Source organism: Limnohabitans sp. (assembly GCF_040400975.1).
In the GTDB taxonomy this organism is placed as follows: Bacteria; Pseudomonadota; Gammaproteobacteria; order Burkholderiales; family Burkholderiaceae_C; genus Limnohabitans_A.
Map to the genome: position 1 here is coordinate 21,166 of NZ_JBBAPF010000027.1, position 19,328 is coordinate 40,493.

Below are 19,328 nucleotides of genomic sequence, written 5' to 3' on the forward strand. Positions count from 1 at the left end.
TGTTGCCATCACTTGAGCCAGGTGTCATAAGCGGTTTTGCAGATCAAGGCCAAGACCACGAAGATGAAGACTTGGCGCACAAAACCCGAGCCGTGCTTGAGCGCCAAACGCGTACCGATCAAGCTGCCAACGATGTTGGCCACTGCCATGGCCAATGCCAAGTGCCACCACACATGGCCTTGGTAAGCGAACAGCATGAGGGCTGAAAAATTGGTCGCTACGTTGATGAACTTTGCCGAGGCAGAGGCGTTCAAAAAGTCATAACCCAGCCAGCGCACATAGGCGAACACCAAAAAGCTGCCTGTGCCCGGGCCAAAAAACCCATCGTAAAACCCGATCGTCAAGCCGATGCTGGCGGCGATCCAGATCTCTTTTCGGCCGGTAAACCGTGGCGCGTGTTCGCGGCCCATGTCTTTTTTAGCCAGCGTGTAGACCAGCAAGATCACCAACATCACGGGCAGTGCTTTGCGAAACAAGGTGGGGTCCACCTGCGTGACCGCCCATGCCCCGAGCACCGAGCCCACCAGGCCCGCACCTGCTGCAGGGAGCAAGGAGCGCCAAGGCATCACCACCTTGCGGCTGTATTGGAGGGTGGCAAAAGCCGTGCCCCAAATGGATGCACTTTTGTTGGTGCCAAACAAAGTGGCGGGCGGTGCGCCTGGAAAGGTTGCAAACAATGCTGGAATCAAAATCAACCCGCCGCCGCCCACAATAGAGTCCACCAGCCCGGCCAAGAGCGAGGCCAAGGAAACAATCAATAATTCCATGTGGGGATTGTGTCATCGCAAGGGTGCAAAGCCTGTCGCACAGAGGCTGGGAAGCAGGCAAAAAAAAGCGCCGCTTGCGCGACGCTTAGAAAGTACACCTCGTTCGGATGTTGGTTGATGTTCGAGTTCTTCGGGGTTCGAGTTGTCTCCTCGGCCCTCAGGATGCAGATACTGCTGTGCACCGAGTTGTTGCAATGTAAGGGATGACGGGGGAGGTTTTTCTCAGGGATTTCCCGATACGGGGGTAAATCCCTGTTTTGACCGCTGGGCGCTTGGCGTCAGGCCGTCAGGGCGGTATCGGCCACGATCCATCTGGCCGCTTTTTCTGCCACCATCAGGGTGGGGCTGTTGGTGTTGCCGCTGGTGATGGTGGGCATGACACCGGCGTCGACCACGCGAAGACCCGCCACGCCCCGCACCTGCAGCCGCGCATTGACCACCGCCATTGGGTCGTCATCGCGCCCCATGCGGGTGGTGCCCACCGGGTGAAAGATGGTGCTGGCAATGTCGCCTGCCAGCTTGGCCAGATCTTCGTCGGTTTGGTACTGCACGCCGGGCTTGAACTCTTCGGGTGAGAAAGGCGCCATGGCCGTTTGCGCCATGATGCGGCGCGTGACGCGCAGGCTGTCGGCCGCCACTTGGCGGTCCTCTGGGGTGGCCAAGTAGTTGGGCGCGATGGCAGGGGCGTCTTCAAAATGGGGGGTTTTGATCTGGACGGTGCCCCGGCTGGTGGGGTTCAAATTGCACACACTGGCCGTGATGGCCGGAAAGCTGTGCAGGGGCTCGCCAAAGGCGTCTAGGCTCAGGGGCTGAACGTGGTACTGGATGTTGGGCCAGGTGCGGCCCGGATCGCTGCGGGTGAAGGCCCCCAACTGACTGGGCGCCATGCTCATGGGGCCTGTGCGCTGGAGGGCGTATTCGACCCCGATCTTTGCCTTTCCCCACAGGCTGTTGGCCAGGGTGTTGAGGGTGGTGGTGTTGCGCACTTTGTACACGGTTCGGATTTGCAAATGGTCTTGCAAGTTGGCGCCCACGCCCGGCAGATCGACCAACACGGGCACCCCTTTAGCCCGCAACAGTTCTGCTGGGCCAATGCCTGAGAGCTGCAAAATCTGCACCGAACCGATGCTGCCCGCGCTCAGGATCACCTCGGCTTCGGCGGTGACGTTGACGGTCTGAGCTTGGCGCAGCAATTTGGCGCCCACGCAGCGCATCCGGCCATCGGCTTGGGGTGCCAGTTGCAGGGCTTGCACCCGGGTTTCGGTCCACACGGTCAGGTTGGGGCGCTGCTGAGCGGGGCGCAGAAACGCCTTGGACGCATTCCAACGCCAACCGTCTTTTTGGTTTACCTCGAAATAACCCACGCCTTCGTTGTTGCCGCTGTTGAAGTCGGCCGTGGCCGGAATACCGGCCTGCACCGCCGCTTGGGCAAAGGCGTCCAACACATCCCAGCGCAAGCGCTGCTTTTCGATGCGCCACTCGCCACCATGGCCGTGCAATTGCGCATAGTCATCGCGCGAGCCGCCATGCTGGCGGGCAAATTCATGCGGCATCATGGCGTCAAGCTTGTGGTGGTTTTCGTGCGCTTTGAAATCTGACAAGCACTGTTGCCAGCGCCAAGCGTCGTCGCCTGTGACCTCGGCCCAATGTTCGTAGTCACGCGACTGGCCGCGCATGTAAATCATGCCGTTGATGCTGCTGCACCCGCCCAAAGCTTTGCCACGCGGGTAGCGCAGACTGCGACCGTTCAAGCCCTCGGCCGGTTCGGTCTGATACAGCCAGTCGGTGCGCGGGTTGCCAATGCAATACAAGTAACCCACCGGGATATGGATCCAGTGGTAATTGTCCTTTTTGCCCGCCTCCACCAGCAAGACCCGCTTGCTGGGGTCGGCACTCAGGCGATTGGCCAACAAGCATCCCGCCGTGCCCGCGCCGATGATGATGTAGTCGAAGCTGTTGTCGTTCATGGTTCTGACCTTGACTCCTCTGTTCACGATTGTGCACGCCAAGCAGCGCTCACAAGTTCATCACTTGGCGGTGGGCATCACAAATTCCGCACCTTTGCCGATGCTCTCGGGCCAGCGCTGCATGATGGACTTTTGCTTGGTGTAGAAACGCACACCTTCTTCGCCATACGCATGCATGTCACCAAACAGCGAGCGCTTCCAGCCGCCAAAGCCGTGCCATGCCATGGGCACCGGGATCGGCACGTTGATGCCAACCATGCCCACTTGGATGCGGCGCGAGAACTCGCGCGCCACGTTGCCGTCGCGGGTGAAGCAGCTCACGCCGTTGCCGAACTCGTGGTCGTTGATGATCTGCACCGCGGTGGCGAAGTCGGGCACGCGCACGCAACTCAAGACCGGGCCAAAGATTTCTTCTTTGTAGATCTTCATGTCGGTGGTGACGTGGTCGAACAGCGTGCCGCCGAGCCAAAAACCTTGTTCGCAACCGGCACCGGCTCGTGAGCCGTCAAACTCGCGGCCGTCGACCAAGAGCTTGGCGCCCTCGGCCACGCCTGCGTCGATGTAACCCTTGATCCGCTGACGCGCCGCGTCGGTCACGATGGGGCCCATCTCGGCGGCCAGGTTTTCACCGTTCAGCACTTGCAACGCTTTGGTGCGCTCGATCAGCTTGGGCAAGGTCTTGTCGGCCACATCGCCCACCAGCACGGCCACCGAGATCGCCATGCAGCGCTCACCGGCCGAGCCGTAGCCTGCGCCAATCAGCGCGTCCACGGTCTGGTCGATGTCGGCGTCGGGCATGACGACCAGGTGGTTTTTCGCGCCGCCCAAGGCCTGCACCCGCTTGCCGTGGTGCGCACCGGTCTCATAGATGTAGTTGGCAATCGGGGTGGAGCCGACGAAGCTGATGGCTTTCACGTCGGGGTGCTCCAGCAGCGCGTCCACGGCTTCTTTGTCGCCTTGCACCACGTTGAACACGCCGTCGGGCAAGCCGGCTTTTTTCATCAAGTCGGCGATGAACAGCGAAGGCGTTGGGTCGGTGGGGCTGGGCTTCAAGATGAAGGTGTTGCCGGCCGCGATGGCCACCGGGAACATCCACATGGGCACCATGACGGGGAAGTTAAACGGCGTGATGCCGGCCACCACGCCCAAAGGCTGGCGCAGCGTCCAGTTGTCGATGCCGGTGGAGACTTGGTCGGTGAAGTCGCCTTTGAGCAGCTGCGGAATGCCGGTGGCGAATTCGACGATGTCGATGCCGCGCGAGACCTCGCCCTGCGCGTCGGTGAACACCTTGCCGTGCTCGGCGGTGATCATGTGGGCCAGCTCGTCTTTGTGGGTGTTCAGCAGCTCGAGGAACTTGAACATCACGCGGGCGCGGCGCAGCGGCGGTGTGTCGTACCAAGCGGGGAAAGCGGCTTGCGCAGCGGCCACGGCTTGGGCCACTTCGGCGCGGTTGGCCAGCGCCACGTTGCCAGTCACAGCGCCCGTGGCGGGGTTGGTGACGCTCTGGCTGCGGCCCGAGGTGCCGGCGGCGACTTGGCCATTGATGTAGTGGCCGATGGGGGAAATGCTCATGAGGGACTCCGTATGTGAAAGTTTGCGTGCAGTGTAGGCACCGTCGCTCACCCTCGCAATGCCTCAAATCTGAATTGATTGTTCAAAATAGTGAACAATGCCTGCATGGAAGAGCAAAAAATCAACACACTCTGGACGCACCTGCACTGGTTGAGCGTGCTGGCGCAGCAAGGCAGTTACACAGCCGCTGCTGCACGCCTGGGCGTGAGCAAGGCCGCCATGAGCCAGCGCATTGCCGAGCTGGAGCGGGCGGCCAAGGTGACCCTGGTGCAGCGCACCACCCGCAGCTTGCGTTTGACCGAGGCGGGACAAAGGCTGGTCGACGAAACCCGCGCATCCTTTGAACAGATCGAGCAGAGCTTTGCCCAGGTGCGCGATCTGGCCGAGCAGCCCAGCGGCTTGTTGCGCGTCACGGCCCCGGTGGCGCTGGCCCGCCAACAACTGGTGCCGCTGTTCGCCGCTTTTTTGAAAGATTTTCCAGATGTTCGCATCGAGCTGGACCTGTCCGACCGCTTGAGTGCCTTGGCCACAGAAGGTTACGACCTGGCCATTCGCCACACCGCCCGCCCACCTGACACCCATGTGGCCTGGGCGCTGTGCGCCACCGAGTCGGTGTTGGTGGCCACCCGCGCTTACATCGGTCAATTTGGCGAACCGCAAAACCCGACCGAGCTGCAAGCCCACAACTGTCTGCATTACCCCCGCTCGCAAGACACCCCGGCCTGGACCTTCGAGCCGCGCCAGCCCTCAGGCGGGGGCGATCGCATCACGGTGCCCGTGAGTGGCCGCTTTGCCGCCAACAACAGCGAAGCCCTGCGCGAAGCGGCCTTGACCGGTGCAGGTATCGCCCTCCTGCCCGACTTCAGCGCCCAAGCCGAGTTGCGCAAGGGTCGGTTGGTACGCGTGTTGCCCGACTGGAAACCGGTGGGTGCCTTTGCCGAAACCATTTACGCCATCCGCCCCTACGCGCCCCATGTGCCCCGGGCCGTCGCAGCGCTGGTGGGTCATTTGAGGTCTGGGTTGGCACAGGGGTTTGGGGCCTAATGCCTATTTGGCGAGTGGCTTTAAGCAAACTTTGAAACTCTAAGCCGCTGTTCCTGAGCCGCCTAGAGAAACTCAATCGGATTCAGTCTGTAGCCAAGCAGGGATATCGCGTTGGCCGTGCAGCACGCGCCAAACATCGATGTGGTCCTCTTTTTCCATGTAAAAAACACCATGTGGGTAGCGGGTCAGCGGCCAAAACCGAAGACCTGGCAGGTGCAATTCGTGGGCGTACCGCGGAGATCCCGTGGCGGGGTGACGGCTGATGTGGGAATAAGCTTTTTCCAGGGCATCAATCAAACCGAGAGCAGCAGATGGTGCACCTTCGTCTAAATAGTAGGCAACAGCTTGGTCAACATCCCGAAGGGCCAATTCGCGTGGGATGACTGGCTTGGTTTTCACCGTGGTGAATGGGTCCGGATGGCTTGGTGAACCCGGTCACGCAAGCCGTCAAAGTAGGTCGCACTGACCGGTGCCGTGGGTGAGGAACTCGCACCGCTCAGGAGCAATTCACGCAATTGCAGTCGATCTTGGTCCTTGCGGATCAATTCACGGACGTACTCGCTGCTGGTGCCGTAGCCGCGTTGGCTGACTTGCAGATCCACGAAGGTCTTCAAGGCTTCAGGAAGGGAAATGTTCATGGTGCTCATGTGGAAAGCTTAGTGAGTTTGGCAAAAATTGGCAAGAGATACCATGCAGCTTTATCTCGGGCGCTCATATTGACCGCGTCAGCACCGGAAAGAGCTTGTGCAGGCCGTCGGCCATCACTTCGACCGCCAAGGCCGCCAAGATCAAACCCATGAGCCGGGTCATGACATTGATACCGGTTTTGCCCAGAATGCGGGCAATCGGGGTGGCCAACGAAAAGCACAGGGCCGTGGCCAGCGCAATGACCACGCCGTAGCCCACCAGGGTGGCCAGTTGGGCAAAGTCTTTGGCTTTTTCGGCGTAAATCACCACCGTGGACATGGTGGCGGGTCCTGTGAGCAGGGGAATGGTCAGCGGCACCACGGCAATGCTGGCCCCCATGGCGGCTTTGGCTTCGGCGTCGTGCACTTCATCGGCGTTGGCACGGGCTTCGGCAGGCTGGGCGTTGAGCATCGACAAAGCAGCGGTCAGCAGCAGCATGCCCCCGCCAACTTGGAAACTGGCCAAAGAGATACCGAAAAATTCCAGAATTTGCAGGCCCAGCAAGGCGCTGGCGGCGATGACCACGAAGGCGGAAAAGGACGACACCCAAATCGTTCTCTTGCGCTGTGCCGGGCTGAAGCCTTGGGTGTAATGGATGAAAAACGGGACGATGGCCAAGGGGTTGACGATGGCCAGCAGGGTGATGAGCGGTTTGAAGTCCATAGCCCGATTGTGCGCCGCATCATGCTGCCGGCGTACGCCTTCTGAACATCCCCCAGCCTTCCATGTGCAGCACTTTGTCGCCGTGTTGGTTGAACATTTCCCACAGGTTGCGCGTCATGCCCACATCGGCGCGTTTGCCCATGGGTTTGGTTTCCAGAACGGTGCTTTGCAGGCGCAGGGTGTCGCCCGGAAAAACGGGTTTCATCCATTTGATGTTCTCCAGACCTGGCGAGCCCAGGCTGGAGGTTTCGTGCAAAAAGTTGGTCACCATCAGCCGCATGGCCATGGCGCAGGTGTGCCAGCCGCTGGCCGACAAGGCACCAAACACCGAGGCTTTGGCCGCTGCGTCGTCCAGGTGAAAGGGCTGCGGGTCAAACTGGGTGGCAAAAGCGATGATCTCTTCGCGGGTTGGCGTGATGCTGCCCAGGTCGCGCACTTGGCCTGTGGCCATGTCTTCCCAAAAGTATTTGATGTGTGCGGGTGACTGGGCCATCAACGGCCTCCCGAGATGTCCAAAAAGCTCATGGTGGTGTAGCTGGCCTTGTCCGACAACAGCCACACAATACCCTCTGCCACTTCTTCGGCCGTGCCGCCGCGTTGGGCAGGCACCAAGTGCTGCAGCTCTTTGACCCGGTTGGGCAAGCCGCCCGAGGCGTGGATCTCGGTTTCGATCAGGCCCGGGCGCACGGCGTTCACGCGGACGCCCTCCGCAGCGACTTCTTTGGCGAGGCCGATGGTGAAAGCGTCAATTGCCCCTTTCGCGGCGGCGTAGTCCACGTATTGACCGGGGGCGCCTAAACGGGACGCAGCGCTGGACACGTTGACGATGCTGCCGCCTTCACCACCATGCAGTGTGCTCATGCGGCGCACGGCTTCGCGGGCGCAGATCAGGCTGCCAATCACGTTGATGTCGAACATGCGCTTCCAGCGGGTCACGCTCATCTCGTCCACACGGGCCTTGACATCGACCACACCCGCGTTGTTCACCAAACCCGACAGGCGGCCCAGCTTGGCGTCAATGTGCTCAAACATGCGCAGCACCTGGTCTTCTTCGGCCACATCGGCTTGCACCGACATGGCTTGACCGCCCGAGGCGCGGATTTGGCGCACCACCTCGTCAGCGGCCAGAGAGTTGGCGGTGTAGTTCACCGCCACCGACCAACCGTTTTGGGCCGCCAAAAGTGCGGTGGCCGCGCCAATGCCTCGGCTGCCACCCGTCACCAACAAGACCTTGTTCATCGCGTGTCTCCTGCAAAAATGTTTTGTTGCGGTTACAACCGCCAAGTACAGATTACACAACGCACAAGGAAACATCATGGGTCGCACAGTGGACTATTACCTCGCCCCGCAAAGCCCCTGGGCTTATTTGGGCCACCAGCGCTTGGCCGACATCGTGCAGCGCACCGGGGCCACAGTGCGCGTGAGGCCCATCGACTTGGGTGGCAAGGTATTTCCGATATCGGGTGGTTTGCCCTTGGGCCAGCGTGCGCCACAGCGCCAGGCCTACCGTTTGGTGGAGTTGCAGCGGTTTAGCCAGCATCTGAATGTGCCTTTGAACCTCAAGCCCAAGTATTTTCCTGTGGGGGGAGACGATTCGGCCCGCCTCATCATTGCGGCCGATCTGGCCCAAGGCCCGCTGGCGGCCATGAAAATTGCGGGCGCGATTTTGACCGCCTGTTGGGCCCAAGAGCGCAACATGGCCGATGACAAAGTGCTGGCCGAGTTGTTGCAAGAGCAAGATTTACCAGCCAGCTTGATGACCCAGTCGCAAAGCCAGGCTGTGCAAGAGCGCTATGAAAGCTACACCCAGGCGGCCATCGATGCGGGCGTTTTTGGCGCCCCCAGCTATGTGGTCGAGGGTGAGATTTTTTGGGGCCAAGACCGACTCGAATTTGTCGAACGCGCATTGGCCCGTTGAAGAGTTTTGACCAACCAGGAGATGTGCATGGGAAAGATGATCGAACTCCAAGCCGCAGATGGCACCGTGGTACCTGCTTACGAGGCCCGTCCTGTCGGTGTACCCAAGGGGGCAGTGGTGGTGATTCAGGAAATTTTTGGGGTGAACAGACACATCCGCGCTGTGGCCGACGGCTATGCCGCCGAGGGTTATCTGGCTGTGGCCCCAGCAGCCTTTCACCGCGTCAAGCCCGGGGTGGAGCTGGGTTATACCGACGCCGACATGGGCGAGGGCTTTGGCTACAAAACCGCGGCGGAGGCTTTGCCCGCGTCGGGTGTGATGCAGGACATTCAGGCGGCCATTGACCATGCGGCCCAAGTGTCTGGTGGCAAGGTGGGCATCGTGGGGTATTGCTGGGGCGGTTTGCTGACTTGGCGTGCGGCTTGCACTTTGTCGGGCTTGAGTGCCGCAGTGCCTTATTACGGTGGGGGCGTGACCACCGAGGCTGAAACGGCCCGCGAGCCTCGTGTGCCGGTGCTGGCGCATTTTGCCGAGGAGGACAGCTGGATACCGATGGATACGGTGCAGGCCTTTCAGAAAGCGCACCCTGAAGTGATGGTTCACACATATGCCGCCCACCATGGTTTCAACTGTGATCAGCGTGGTTCTTGGCATGCGCCTTCGGCCCAACTGGCGCGCCAGCGTACCTTGGCTTTTTTCAAAGAACATCTGGCTTGAGCTGCCTGGCCATAGGGCGCCCGTTCAAGGGGCTTGATGGCGATCAGTTCCCCGTTCGGGCCAGGTAGCGTTTGCGCCAAAACACCAGGCCCATGACCAGGGCAATCGCGCCCATGCTGCCCAGCGTCCACCAGAATGCGCTGGCGGTGTGCAACCAGGGCATGAATTCGAAGTTCATGCCAAAGATGCCGGCAATCAGGTTCAGAGGCAAAAAGATGGCCGTCAGCGCGGTCAGGGTGCGCATGATGTCGTTGGTGCGGTTGCCTTGTGCATTGAAGTGCATTTGCACGGCAGTTTCGGTGTTGTGCTCTAAGCGGCGTACATGGTTCACCATGCGGTCAATGTGTTCCAGCACATCTCGGCAGCGCACTTTCAGCAACTCGTGTTCGCGCAGCGCGTTCGGGTCATTGCTCACCACCCAGTCTTCCAGGGTGGCGTTCCAGTTGAGCATGGCGGTGCGCTGGTCATCGCACAGGTCTTCGAGTTGGTGCAAGGCTAAGCGGGCTTGCAACAAGGCGTCCCAGCGCTGAAACCGAGTTTTGGGCTGAATCAACTCGGTTTGCCAATGGTCCAATTGGCGGCTCAGTTCCCGTCGCAAGTCGAGGTAGGCGTCCACCATTTGGCTCACGATGCGCAGCATCATGTCGGCTGGACTCAAGGGAATGCCCCGTGCCCCGGCAGATCGCGGGTCGTTGCTTGGGGTTTTGTCGCCCGTCGCGTTCAAAAGGCGGCTGGCGTAGGCTTCGCGCACGGCGCAGTCGTCGGGGTGCACGCTCAGCAGTACCCGATCAAACACCGCAAAACCCACTGGGCTGGTGTCGATGCGCTGCAAGATGGGTGGACCGGGGCGTTTGCCCATGGCGTGTGGAGGCTTGGTTTCGCTGTGTCGGGGTGCGGTGCCCGTTTGCTGGGCCAATCGGCGAAACACCAGCAGGTCATAGTGCGAGGTGAAGTCGTAGCGCGAGGGCAATTGGCCGTTGAGCAAGTCCGAGACGTGCAGGTCCACCAGGCTTTGGCCTGTCAGTTGCTGCAGGCAGGTCTGGATGGCGGGCAAATGGCCCTCAAAATGCGAGCGGGAAAAAGCCAGCCAGAGGAAGCCTTGATCGGGCAAGGCCTCTGGCAAGGCGGTGTCTGAGCCGTGTGAAGGCCAAGCCTGGACCTGGTTGCCCTGGATGGCAAATACCCGCAAACCGGGGACGCCCGCAGGGCTTTGAGTGTCTTTCAATGGGCGGCGATCCAGCGTGCGGCGTCGCGGGCAAAGTAAGTCAGCACGCCATCTGCACCTGCCCGCTTGAAGGCCAGCAGGCTTTCCATCATGACGAGGTCATGGTCCAGCCAGCCGTTCTGTGCGGCAGCCTTGAGCATGGCGTATTCACCCGATACTTGGTAAGCGAAGGTCGGCACCTTGAACTCGTTTTTGACGCGGCGCACGATGTCCAGGTACGGCATACCGGGTTTGACCATGACCATGTCCGCGCCCTCAGCCAGATCCATGGCGACTTCGCGCAGTGCTTCGTCGGTGTTGCCGGGGTCCATCTGGTAGACCTTTTTGTTGCTCTTGCCCAGGTTGCCCGCCGAGCCGACCGCGTCGCGGAAGGGGCCATAAAAGGCGCTGGCGTACTTGGCACTGTAGGCCATGATTCGGGTGTGGATCAGGCCACGGGCTTCGAGCGCCTGACGGATCGCACCAATGCGCCCGTCCATCATGTCGCTGGGCGCGACCATGTCCACGCCAGCTTCGGCCTGGGTCAAGGCTTGTTGCACCAGCACGGCGGTGGTTTCGTCGTTCAGGATGTAGCCGGTCTCGTCGAGCAGGCCGTCTTGACCGTGGCTGGTGAAGGGGTCGAGCGCCACATCGGTCATCACACCCAGTTCGGGAAAGCGTTTTTTCAGCTCCCGCACCACACGCGGCACCAGGCCGTTCGGGTTCATGGCTTCGCTGCCTGTCGGGTCCTTCAGGTTGGCGTCGATCACCGGGAACAGCGCCATGACGGGGATGCCCAGCTTGACGCAGTCTTCGGCCACCGGCAGCAGCAGGTCGAGCGACAGGCGCTCCACGCCGGGCATCGAGCTTACTTGCTGGCGCTGGTTTTGGCCGTCCAGCACAAACACCGGATAGATCAGGTCATGTGGCGTGACCCGGTGTTCGCGCACCAAGTTGCGGGTGAATTCATCACGGCGCAAGCGGCGTGGGCGGTTGGCAGGGAAAGGGGCAACGGGGTTCATGTTGAAAATTGTGCCTGAACTCCCCGCCAATGCCAAAGTTCAGCGGGCATGTTCAGTCGCTCAGGCTACAAGTTGGCCGCCAGCCAGGCGGGGGTGTGTCATAAACATCAAAAATTTCATTAAAGACAAAATCAACCTTGTTATCGGTTTTGATATTTGATAAATTGCGCTTGGGCAGCTTGCTGCCCCCCGCTTTACCTCCCTGAGCGGGGCCTGGACGCGGTAACGCCGACGGGTTTCCCACCCTCGGCCCCTGGCCGGGGGTTTTTTTTGCCTGCTCGCCCTGAGTCCCCGGCGCCGGCGATCTCTGACTACACTTGAGCCATGCTCTGGATCAAAGCCCTTCACATCGTGTTCATCGCCAGCTGGTTTGCGGGCTTGTTTTACCTGCCCCGAATTTTTGTGAATTTGGCTATGGTGGAGCCGGGTTCGGTCGCAGAGCGGGCGCGTTTGCTTTTGATGTCTCGCAAGCTCTACCGCTTTATGACCATTTTGGCCATACCGGCCTTGGCACTGGGCTTGTGGCTGTGGCTTTATTACGGCATTGGGCTGGGCGGTGGGCAGGGCTGGATGCATGCCAAATTGCTGATCGTGGTGGCGCTCGTGGCCTACCACCACAGTTGCGGCGTTTTGCTGCGCCAGTTTGAAGGCGGCCATAACCAGCGCAGCCATGTTTGGTACCGCTGGTACAACGAAGCCCCTGTGCTTCTGATGGTGGCGGCGGTCATTTTGGTGGTGGTCAAACCCTTTTGAGGGGGCTGTCCGATGGGGGCAACATGACACGGCGCACATCAGCCGCTTGGCCCTTGTTCTGCATTTACGCAGTCCTGATCGTCTACGCCAGCCTTTACCCATTTGATAACTGGCGTTTTCAGGGCGTCATGTCGTGGTCATTCCTGACCGCTTCATGGCCGCGCTATTGGACGGGTTTTGATGTGCTGTCCAATGTGCTCGGTTATGCCCCATTGGGGTTTTTGTTGGCGCTGAGTTTGCGCCGCATGCGTCCCCAGTGGCCAGCGGTGGTGGTGACCACTTTGTTGGCCGCATCCTTGTCCCTGGCACTCGAATCGCTGCAGATGTTTTTGCCCGTGCGAGTACCTTCCAACGTGGACATGGCTTTGAACACGGTCGGGGCTTGGGTGGGTGCTGTCGTGGCGCGTGGCTTGGTTTGGGTCGGCCTGATGGAGCACTGGAACCGTTTTCGTGATCGCTGGTTTGAAACCGAAGCCAGTGGTGCTTTGGCGCTCTTGGCGGTTTGGCCCTTGGCCTTGCTGTTTCCGGCGGCGGTACCTTTTGGCTTGGGTCAAGTGCTGGAGCGTCTGGAGGCCACTTGGATCCAGGTCCTTCAGGACACGCCTTGGCTGGAGTCCTGGCCTGTGCGCGAGGTGGAGTTCCAGCCCATGCTGCCCATCACCGAATCTTTGTGCGTGGCGCTGGGTTTGCTGCTGCCGTGTTTGTTGGCGTATGGCGTGGTGCAACGCAGGCCGCAACGCTGGGTGTTGGCGGGGCTTTGCTTGACGGTGGGCTTGCTGGCCAGCGCTTTGTCGGCAGCGTTGACTTATGGGCCTGTGCACGCCTGGGGCTGGGTCAGTCCTGAGGTCATCCAAGGCGTTGTTGCTGCCTTGGTATTGGCTGTGGTTTTGTCTTGGGCCTCGCCGCGCTTGTGTTGGGTGTTGGCCTTGGCCGCATTGGTGCTGCAGTTGAGCTGGCTCAACACGGCTTCGGCGGATGCTTACTTTCCATTGACTTTGCAGACCTGGGAGCAGGGGAGGTTCATCCGCTTTCATGGCCTGATCCAGTGGTTGGGCTGGTCATGGCCTTTTGCCCTGCTGATTTACTTGGTGCGCAGACTGTCCATGTCACCTTCTGCTGGGCGGGCTTGAATGAGAGGCCCACTCCAGCAAGCCTAAAATTGCCGGATGAGCACTCCCCAGACCCCACCCTATTTCAAGCGGCACATCTTTTTTTGCCTCAATGAACGTAAAAACAACGAGGCATGTTGTGCCCAGCACAACGCCCAGGCCGCTTTTGACCACTGCAAATCTCAAGTCAAAGCCCATGGCTTGGCCGGACCCGGTGCGGTACGGGTGAACAAGGCCGGGTGCCTTGACCGCTGCGCGGGTGGTCCTGTGGCGGTGGTCTATCCGGAGGGCGTCTGGTATTCGTATGTGGATCAGGCAGACATTGACGAGATCGTCGAATCGCACCTGAAAAATGGCCAGGTGGTCGAGCGGCTTGTGACCCCCGAGCACTTGGGGCGCTGATGAACCAGGCCACCCAAAACCTGAACTTGCAAGGTGAAGCGGGCGTCTTGGAGGCGCTTTTGGATGTGCCTGCAGATGGCGTTGTGCAGGGTACGGCGTTCATCGCCCACCCCCACCCCTTGTTTGGCGGCACCATGCACAACAAAGTCGTGCAAACCTTGGCGCGCGCTTTTGTGCAGTGCGGTTGGCGTGCAGTGCGTTTTAACTTCAGGGGTGTGGGCGCGAGTGCGGGCGCCTACGACGAAGGCCGGGGTGAGGCCCAAGACATGCTTCGGGTCATGGAGCAGATGGACCCTGATGGGCCGGTGGCTTTGGCTGGGTTTTCTTTCGGCGCCTTTGTCACCAGCCATGTGGTGCAAGCGCTGGGCGAGGCGCGTTTGCCGCAGGCCTTGGTGCTGGTGGGCACAGCGGCTTCGCGTTTTGAGGTGGCACCAGTGCCCCAAGTGCTGCACGAGCGCTGCCTGGTGGTCCATGGTGAGCAAGACGATACGGTGCCACTGGCCAGCGTGATGGATTGGGCCAGGCCGCAATCCCTGCCGATCACCGTGATTCCGGGCGTTGAGCACTTCTTTCACGGACAATTGCCTTTACTCAAATCCTTGGTGATCCGTCACCTGAAGGCCTCAGGAGCCTGATCCACTGGACGCCCTCGCCCTTTCCGCGCTTGTCCGCCAATGTGGGCGCGTTATTTGGGCCCACATGGCTTAAAGACTTTTCATGATTTACCCGCGATGAACAACTTCCTCAAAATTCTGGTCAGCTGTTTTTGCCTTGTTTGTTCAGGTGTGGTCCAAGCCCAAATGCCCCAGCCACCCGAGTTGGCTGCCAAGGCCTATCTTTTGATGGACGTGACAGCCAATCAGGTGCTGGCCGCCAAAGATCCCGACATGACGGTGGAGCCCGCCTCGCTGACCAAACTGATGACCGCTTATTTGGTCTTCGATGCCCTCAAGTCCCGCAAGCTGAACCTTCAGCAAACTTTGCCCGTCTCAGAGCGGGCTTGGAAGATGCCCGGTTCGCGCATGTTCATCGACCCCAAGATGCAAGTGCCTGTTGAGGATTTGATCAAAGGCATGATCGTGCAGTCGGGCAATGACGCCACCGTGGCTTTGGCCGAAGGGGTGGCGGGCAGCGTGGAGCGCTTTGTTCAGCTGATGAACGATCAGGCCCGAATTTTGGGCATGAACAACACGGCCTACAAAAACCCGGAGGGCCTGACAGCACCCGGTCACACCACGACCGCCAGGGACTTGGCGCTGCTGGCCACCCGCTTGATGCGGGACTTTCCTGACTATGTTCCTTATTACGCCATCAAGAAATACCGTTACTCAGGCACCCCTGCTGCCAACGATACCAATCGGAATTTGCTGTTGTTCAGGGACGCCACGGTCGATGGACTCAAGACGGGCCACACCCAAGCGGCGGGTTATTGCTTGGTGGCTTCGGCCAAGCGCGAGTTCCCGAATGTGGGTACGCGTCGCCTGCTCAGCGTGGTTTTGGGCGCTGAAAGCGAAAACGCCCGTGCCAACGAAAGCCAAAAGCTGCTGAACTGGGGCTATACGGCCTTTGATGCGGTCAAATTGTTCGATGCGAGCCAAGCCGTTGTGACGCCCCCGGTCTGGAAAGGCAAGCAGGCGGTGGTCAAGCTGGGCGCGGACAGGCCCTTGGTGGTGGCCGTGCCCTCGGGCACGGCGGCCCAATTGAAAACCCAGGTGGTTCGGCCCGACCCCCTGATTGCGCCATTTGTCAAAGGGCAATCTGTGGGCAGTCTCAAGGTGTTGCAGGGCGATAGGCCTTTGTTCGAGGTGCCTTTGACGGTGCTCGAGCCGGTCGAGCAAGCTGGTTTTTTGGGGCGCGCGTGGGGCTCGGTGCGTCTGTGGATCAAATAGGTTTTGCAGCTGATGAGGCATCAAGTTGTGGATAACTTGCCCAACTTACGCCAAGCGGTTATACTGGCAGGCTTTTCCGCTTTTGGGGCGGGGAAGTTTCTTTTGTCAAAATTCAACGTTTAGGGACGTTACAAACAATGCCAACCATCAATCAATTGGTGCGTCAGGGGCGCGAGGTCGAAACGATCAAGTCCAAAAGCCCCGCGATGCAAAACTCTCCACAGCGTCGTGGTGTTTGCACCCGTGTGTACACCACAACGCCTAAAAAGCCCAACTCCGCTCTGCGTAAAGTCGCCAAAGTGCGCTTGACCAACGGTTTTGAGGTGATCTCTTACATCGGCGGTGAAGGCCACAACCTGCAAGAGCACTCTGTTGTTCTGGTGCGCGGTGGTCGTGTCAAAGACTTGCCCGGTGTGCGTTACCACATCGTCCGCGGTTCTTTGGACCTGCAAGGCGTGAAAGACCGCAAGCAGTCTCGCTCCAAGTACGGCGCGAAGAAACCAAAGGCCAAGTAAGCCCTCACGGGTTGAAATTTTTCGGTGCTGTTTCCCGCGTGGCGCGGTGATCCAGCGAAGTGACCCGAAGCCCGGAATTGTCCAGGTGGGTCGAGTAAGTGAGAGGTTTTGAATAACCCTCGCGGCGTCTGAAAAGATGCCAACTGAAGCAATTAAGAGGTGAAATATGCCACGTCGTCGCGAAGTCCCTAAACGTGAAATCCTGCCGGATCCCAAGTTCGGTAATGTCGAGTTGTCCAAGTTCATGAACGTGATCATGGAAGGCGGCAAAAAAGCTGTCGCCGAGCGCATCATTTACGGTGCCCTCGAAAACATGGAAAAGAAAACAGGCAAAGACCCTGTCGAGCTGTTCTCCATCGCCATCAATAACGTCAAGCCCATGGTGGAAGTCAAATCCCGCCGCGTGGGTGGTGCGAACTACCAGGTGCCTGTTGAAGTGCGCCCTGTTCGTCGCTTGGCCCTGTCGATGCGCTGGATCAAAGAAGCCGCACGCAAGCGCGGCGAGAAGTCGATGGCCCTGCGTTTGGCCAACGAACTGCTCGAGGCCAATGAAGGCCGTGGCGGCGCCATGAAAAAGCGTGACGAAGTTCACCGCATGGCCGAAGCCAACAAGGCGTTCTCGCACTTCCGCTTCTGATTCACGCGGGTTTCACACAGAACCCTACACGGTCAGAAGCTGGCCCGCTGGCCCCATTTGGGGTGGCGGGCTTTGGTACTTAATCATTGGAGAAATTTATGGCTCGCACTACCCCTATCGAGCGCTATCGCAACATTGGCATTTCGGCGCACATTGACGCCGGCAAGACCACAACGACAGAGCGTATTCTTTTTTATACCGGCGTGAACCACAAGATTGGTGAAGTACATGACGGCGCTGCCACCATGGACTGGATGGAGCAAGAGCAAGAACGTGGCATCACGATCACCTCTGCCGCCACCACCTGCTTCTGGAAAGGCATGGACGGCTCTTTCGAAGACCACCGCATCAACATCATCGACACCCCCGGCCACGTGGACTTCACGATTGAAGTCGAGCGCTCCATGCGCGTGCTGGACGGCGCTTGCATGGTGTACTGCGCTGTGGGTGGTGTGCAGCCCCAGTCCGAAACCGTGTGGCGTCAGGCCAACAAGTACAAAGTGCCTCGTCTGGCCTTCGTGAACAAGATGGACCGCACCGGTGCCAACTTCTTCAAAGTCGTCGAGCAAATGAAGTTGCGCCTGAAGGCCAACCCCGTGCCGATCGTGATCCCGATTGGTGCTGAAGAAAACTTCACTGGCGTGGTCGATCTGCGCAAGATGAAAGCCATCATCTGGGACGAAGCTTCCCAGGGCATGAAGTTCACCTTCGAAGAAATCCCGGCTCACTTGGTCGAAGTGGCCAAGGAGTGGCGCGAGAAGATGGTGGAAGCAGCTGCTGAAGCCTCCGAAGAACTGATGAACAAGTACCTGGAAGAAGGCGACTTGACTGAAGACGAAATCACACAGGGCTTGCGCGTTCGCACCATCAACAGCGAAATCCAACCCATGCTGTGCGGTACCGCCTTCAAGAACAAAGGCGTTCAGCGCATGCTGGATGCAGTGCTTGAGTTGATGCCTTCGCCTTTGGACGTGAAAGCCATCAAGGGCTACGACGAAGAAGAAAAAGAAATTGTCCGCAAGGCCGACGACAACGAAAAGTTCTCCGCCTTGGCCTTCAAATTGATGACCGACCCGTTCGTGGGTCAGTTGACATTTGTGCGCGTCTATTCGGGCGTCCTGAAAAAGGGCGACACCGTGTTCAACTCGGTGCGCGGCAAGAAAGAGCGTATCGGACGTATCGTTCAGATGCACGCCAACAACCGTGAAGAAGTCGACGAAATCCGTGCCGGCGACATCGCCGCTTGCGTGGGCTTGAAAGACGTGACCACCGGTGAAACCCTGTGCGATCCCAATGCGGTGATCACGCTCGAGCGTATGGTGTTCCCTGACTCGGTGATCCGTCAGGCGGTGGAGCCCAAGTCCAAAGCCGACCAAGAAAAAATGGGCATGGCCCTGTCCCGTCTGGCTGCAGAAGATCCGTCTTTCCGCGTGCAAACCGACGAAGAATCCGGCCAGACCATCATCGGCGGCCAGGGCGAATTGCACCTGGAAATCATCGTGGACCGCATGAAGCGCGAATTCGGTGTGGAAGCCAACGTGGGCAAACCTCAAGTGGCTTACCGCGAAACCATCCGCAAGACCGTCGAAGAAGCTGAAGGCAAGTTCGTGCGTCAGTCCGGTGGTAAGGGTCAATACGGCCACGTGATTCTGAAGGTCGAGCCACAAGAGCCAGGCAAGGGTTTTGAATTCGTCGACGCCATCAAGGGCGGTGTGGTTCCTCGTGAATACATCCCAGCGGTGGAAAAAGGCGTGATCGAAGCTCTGGGTCAAGGCGTGTTGGCGGGCTACCCTGTCGTTGACGTCAAAGTGACTCTGCACTTCGGTTCGTACCACGATGTGGACTCGAATGAAATGGCTTTCAAAATGGCCGCCATCTTTGGTTTCAAAGAAGGTTGCCGCAAAGCCCAGCCTGTGATTCTGGAGCCCATGATGGCTGTTGAAGTCGAGACCCCAGAAGACTACGCCGGTAACGTGATGGGTGACTTGTCCTCACGCCGTGGCATGGTCCAGGGCATGGACGACATGGTCGGTGGCGGCAAGGCCATCAAGGCCGAAGTGCCACTGTCCGAGATGTTCGGTTACTCCACCACCCTGCGCTCCATGTCGCAAGGTCGTGCCACCTACACGATGGAATTCAAGCACTACTCGGAAGCCCCGCGTAACGTCGCTGAAGCCATTGTGGCTGCACGCGCAAAATAAAAGCATGTGTGCCAGATCAAATTCGCCTTCGAATTTGCTCGGGCACCACTGACTAAAAGCAAGCGATAGTCAGATCTGAAAGTTCAGAAACTGTCTGCGATCAAGTGCCACTCTGTGCCCGTGCGGAGTGATCAACCAACCTGATGCAAACATTAAACCAACACACGGGCATTGCTCTTTTTAAGGATTGAAAAATGGCTAAGGAAAAATTCGAACGGACCAAACCCCACGTGAACGTGGGCACCATCGGTCACGTTGACC

The 19,328-nt window shown here is 59.3% G+C and carries 21 protein-coding genes and 1 pseudogene; 12 read left to right on the plus strand and 10 right to left on the minus strand.

All coding sequences use genetic code 11. The annotated features are described in order from the left end of the window. Positions 1 to 8: 8 nt before the first annotated feature. The 3 genes from ABWQ00_RS13430 to ABWQ00_RS13440 all read right to left on the minus strand — a co-directional run bounded on the left by ABWQ00_RS13430 (position 9) and on the right by ABWQ00_RS13440 (position 4,306). On the minus strand, positions 9 to 767 hold the full coding sequence (locus ABWQ00_RS13430; protein WP_353239179.1) for a sulfite exporter TauE/SafE family protein: 759 nt from the start codon (positions 765 to 767) through the stop codon (positions 9 to 11). A 278-nt stretch (positions 768 to 1,045) separates the two neighbouring features. Next, the gene (locus ABWQ00_RS13435) at positions 1,046 to 2,734 is read right to left on the minus strand and encodes a GMC family oxidoreductase (protein WP_353239180.1); all 1,689 of its coding nucleotides are present in this window, start codon (positions 2,732 to 2,734) and stop codon (positions 1,046 to 1,048) included. A gap of 60 nt (positions 2,735 to 2,794) precedes the next feature. Next, the gene (locus ABWQ00_RS13440) at positions 2,795 to 4,306 is read right to left on the minus strand and encodes a CoA-acylating methylmalonate-semialdehyde dehydrogenase (RefSeq protein ID WP_353239181.1); all 1,512 of its coding nucleotides are present in this window, start codon (positions 4,304 to 4,306) and stop codon (positions 2,795 to 2,797) included. A 105-nt stretch (positions 4,307 to 4,411) separates the two neighbouring features. On the opposite strand from ABWQ00_RS13440, the gene ABWQ00_RS13445 reads away from it, so the two are divergent. Further along, positions 4,412 to 5,350: a LysR family transcriptional regulator gene (locus ABWQ00_RS13445; RefSeq protein WP_353239182.1), complete on the plus strand. Its 939-nt coding sequence runs from the start codon at positions 4,412 to 4,414 to the stop codon at positions 5,348 to 5,350. A 72-nt stretch (positions 5,351 to 5,422) separates the two neighbouring features. On the opposite strand, the gene ABWQ00_RS13450 is transcribed toward ABWQ00_RS13445, so the two are convergent. The 5 genes from ABWQ00_RS13450 to ABWQ00_RS13470 all read right to left on the minus strand — a co-directional run bounded on the left by ABWQ00_RS13450 (position 5,423) and on the right by ABWQ00_RS13470 (position 7,939). Further along, entirely contained in the window at positions 5,423 to 5,749 is a 327-nt protein-coding gene (locus tag ABWQ00_RS13450) for a type II toxin-antitoxin system RelE/ParE family toxin (RefSeq protein WP_353239183.1), read from the minus strand. Next, positions 5,746 to 5,997, minus strand: coding sequence for a ribbon-helix-helix domain-containing protein (locus ABWQ00_RS13455; RefSeq protein ID WP_353239184.1), 252 nt, complete (start codon positions 5,995 to 5,997; stop codon positions 5,746 to 5,748). The genes ABWQ00_RS13450 and ABWQ00_RS13455 overlap by 4 nt, the downstream gene beginning before the upstream one ends. Positions 5,998 to 6,061: 64 nt before the next feature. Beyond that, positions 6,062 to 6,700: a MarC family protein gene (locus ABWQ00_RS13460; protein WP_353239185.1), complete on the minus strand. Its 639-nt coding sequence runs from the start codon at positions 6,698 to 6,700 to the stop codon at positions 6,062 to 6,064. A 19-nt stretch (positions 6,701 to 6,719) separates the two neighbouring features. After that, complete coding sequence (locus ABWQ00_RS13465) at positions 6,720 to 7,193, minus strand: MaoC family dehydratase (RefSeq protein ID WP_353239186.1); 474 nt, start codon at positions 7,191 to 7,193, stop codon at positions 6,720 to 6,722. After that, entirely contained in the window at positions 7,193 to 7,939 is a 747-nt protein-coding gene (locus tag ABWQ00_RS13470) for an SDR family oxidoreductase (protein WP_353239187.1), read from the minus strand. Before ABWQ00_RS13470 ends, ABWQ00_RS13465 begins: the two co-directional genes overlap by 1 nt. 76 nt (positions 7,940 to 8,015) lie before the next feature. Between ABWQ00_RS13470 and ABWQ00_RS13475 the strand changes: the two genes are divergently transcribed. Next, positions 8,016 to 8,618 carry a 2-hydroxychromene-2-carboxylate isomerase gene (locus ABWQ00_RS13475; protein ID WP_353239188.1) on the plus strand — a complete coding sequence of 201 codons (603 nt, stop codon included), beginning with the start codon at positions 8,016 to 8,018 and terminating at the stop codon, positions 8,616 to 8,618. A 27-nt stretch (positions 8,619 to 8,645) separates the two neighbouring features. Continuing rightward, positions 8,646 to 9,335 carry a dienelactone hydrolase family protein gene (locus ABWQ00_RS13480; protein ID WP_353239189.1) on the plus strand — a complete coding sequence of 230 codons (690 nt, stop codon included), beginning with the start codon at positions 8,646 to 8,648 and terminating at the stop codon, positions 9,333 to 9,335. 43 nt (positions 9,336 to 9,378) lie between these two features. On the opposite strand, the gene ABWQ00_RS13485 is transcribed toward ABWQ00_RS13480, so the two are convergent. Together ABWQ00_RS13485 and hemB are read right to left on the minus strand one after the other, a co-directional pair. Continuing rightward, complete coding sequence (locus ABWQ00_RS13485) at positions 9,379 to 10,560, minus strand: magnesium transporter CorA family protein (RefSeq protein WP_502908140.1); 1,182 nt, start codon at positions 10,558 to 10,560, stop codon at positions 9,379 to 9,381. Next, entirely contained in the window at positions 10,557 to 11,561 is a 1,005-nt protein-coding gene (gene hemB, locus ABWQ00_RS13490) for a porphobilinogen synthase (protein WP_353239190.1), read from the minus strand. The genes ABWQ00_RS13485 and hemB overlap by 4 nt, the downstream gene beginning before the upstream one ends. Before the next feature lie 324 nt (positions 11,562 to 11,885). Here hemB and ABWQ00_RS13495 point away from each other — a divergent pair, with 324 nt between their 5' ends. The 9 genes and pseudogenes from ABWQ00_RS13495 to ABWQ00_RS16335 form a co-directional block, all read left to right on the plus strand. Next, positions 11,886 to 12,314: a CopD family protein gene (locus ABWQ00_RS13495; RefSeq protein WP_353239191.1), complete on the plus strand. Its 429-nt coding sequence runs from the start codon at positions 11,886 to 11,888 to the stop codon at positions 12,312 to 12,314. 23 nt (positions 12,315 to 12,337) lie between these two features. Next, positions 12,338 to 13,444 (plus strand): VanZ family protein, encoded by a 1,107-nt coding sequence (locus ABWQ00_RS13500; protein ID WP_353239192.1) that lies wholly within the window; start codon positions 12,338 to 12,340, stop codon positions 13,442 to 13,444. Positions 13,445 to 13,480: 36 nt separating this feature from the next. Next, positions 13,481 to 13,825 carry a (2Fe-2S) ferredoxin domain-containing protein gene (locus ABWQ00_RS13505; protein ID WP_353239193.1) on the plus strand — a complete coding sequence of 115 codons (345 nt, stop codon included), beginning with the start codon at positions 13,481 to 13,483 and terminating at the stop codon, positions 13,823 to 13,825. After that, positions 13,825 to 14,460 (plus strand): alpha/beta hydrolase, encoded by a 636-nt coding sequence (locus tag ABWQ00_RS13510; RefSeq protein ID WP_353239194.1) that lies wholly within the window; start codon positions 13,825 to 13,827, stop codon positions 14,458 to 14,460. The genes ABWQ00_RS13505 and ABWQ00_RS13510 overlap by 1 nt, the downstream gene beginning before the upstream one ends. Positions 14,461 to 14,625: 165 nt before the next feature. Next, positions 14,626 to 15,714: a D-alanyl-D-alanine carboxypeptidase family protein gene (locus tag ABWQ00_RS13515; protein ID WP_353239195.1), complete on the plus strand. Its 1,089-nt coding sequence runs from the start codon at positions 14,626 to 14,628 to the stop codon at positions 15,712 to 15,714. A gap of 137 nt (positions 15,715 to 15,851) precedes the next feature. Further along, positions 15,852 to 16,229 (plus strand): 30S ribosomal protein S12, encoded by a 378-nt coding sequence (rpsL, locus tag ABWQ00_RS13520; protein ID WP_011466063.1) that lies wholly within the window; start codon positions 15,852 to 15,854, stop codon positions 16,227 to 16,229. A gap of 166 nt (positions 16,230 to 16,395) precedes the next feature. Next, positions 16,396 to 16,866 (plus strand): 30S ribosomal protein S7, encoded by a 471-nt coding sequence (gene rpsG, locus ABWQ00_RS13525; protein WP_019426275.1) that lies wholly within the window; start codon positions 16,396 to 16,398, stop codon positions 16,864 to 16,866. Positions 16,867 to 16,964: 98 nt separating this feature from the next. Next, positions 16,965 to 19,067 carry an elongation factor G gene (gene fusA / locus ABWQ00_RS13530; RefSeq protein WP_353239196.1) on the plus strand — a complete coding sequence of 701 codons (2,103 nt, stop codon included), beginning with the start codon at positions 16,965 to 16,967 and terminating at the stop codon, positions 19,065 to 19,067. A gap of 194 nt (positions 19,068 to 19,261) precedes the next feature. Further along, positions 19,262 to 19,328: pseudogene (locus ABWQ00_RS16335) on the plus strand (GTP-binding protein); the annotation flags it as partial.

Coding starts and splice junctions, on each gene's coding strand:
- ABWQ00_RS13430 (WP_353239179.1), bottom strand. CDS start 767: ATGGAATTATTGATTGTTTCCTTGGCCTCGCTCTTGGCCGGGCTGGTG.
- ABWQ00_RS13435 (WP_353239180.1), bottom strand. CDS start 2,734: ATGAACGACAACAGCTTCGACTACATCATCATCGGCGCGGGCACGGCG.
- ABWQ00_RS13440 (WP_353239181.1), bottom strand. CDS start 4,306: ATGAGCATTTCCCCCATCGGCCACTACATCAATGGCCAAGTCGCCGCC.
- ABWQ00_RS13445 (WP_353239182.1), top strand. CDS start 4,412: ATGGAAGAGCAAAAAATCAACACACTCTGGACGCACCTGCACTGGTTG.
- ABWQ00_RS13455 (WP_353239184.1), bottom strand. CDS start 5,997: ATGAGCACCATGAACATTTCCCTTCCTGAAGCCTTGAAGACCTTCGTG.
- ABWQ00_RS13460 (WP_353239185.1), bottom strand. CDS start 6,700: ATGGACTTCAAACCGCTCATCACCCTGCTGGCCATCGTCAACCCCTTG.
- ABWQ00_RS13465 (WP_353239186.1), bottom strand. CDS start 7,193: ATGGCCCAGTCACCCGCACACATCAAATACTTTTGGGAAGACATGGCC.
- ABWQ00_RS13470 (WP_353239187.1), bottom strand. CDS start 7,939: ATGAACAAGGTCTTGTTGGTGACGGGTGGCAGCCGAGGCATTGGCGCG.
- ABWQ00_RS13475 (WP_353239188.1), top strand. CDS start 8,016: ATGGGTCGCACAGTGGACTATTACCTCGCCCCGCAAAGCCCCTGGGCT.
- ABWQ00_RS13480 (WP_353239189.1), top strand. CDS start 8,646: ATGGGAAAGATGATCGAACTCCAAGCCGCAGATGGCACCGTGGTACCT.
- hemB (WP_353239190.1), bottom strand. CDS start 11,561: ATGAACCCCGTTGCCCCTTTCCCTGCCAACCGCCCACGCCGCTTGCGC.
- ABWQ00_RS13495 (WP_353239191.1), top strand. CDS start 11,886: ATGCTCTGGATCAAAGCCCTTCACATCGTGTTCATCGCCAGCTGGTTT.
- ABWQ00_RS13500 (WP_353239192.1), top strand. CDS start 12,338: ATGACACGGCGCACATCAGCCGCTTGGCCCTTGTTCTGCATTTACGCA.
- ABWQ00_RS13505 (WP_353239193.1), top strand. CDS start 13,481: ATGAGCACTCCCCAGACCCCACCCTATTTCAAGCGGCACATCTTTTTT.
- ABWQ00_RS13510 (WP_353239194.1), top strand. CDS start 13,825: ATGAACCAGGCCACCCAAAACCTGAACTTGCAAGGTGAAGCGGGCGTC.
- ABWQ00_RS13515 (WP_353239195.1), top strand. CDS start 14,626: ATGCCCCAGCCACCCGAGTTGGCTGCCAAGGCCTATCTTTTGATGGAC.
- rpsL (WP_011466063.1), top strand. CDS start 15,852: ATGCCAACCATCAATCAATTGGTGCGTCAGGGGCGCGAGGTCGAAACG.
- rpsG (WP_019426275.1), top strand. CDS start 16,396: ATGCCACGTCGTCGCGAAGTCCCTAAACGTGAAATCCTGCCGGATCCC.
- fusA (WP_353239196.1), top strand. CDS start 16,965: ATGGCTCGCACTACCCCTATCGAGCGCTATCGCAACATTGGCATTTCG.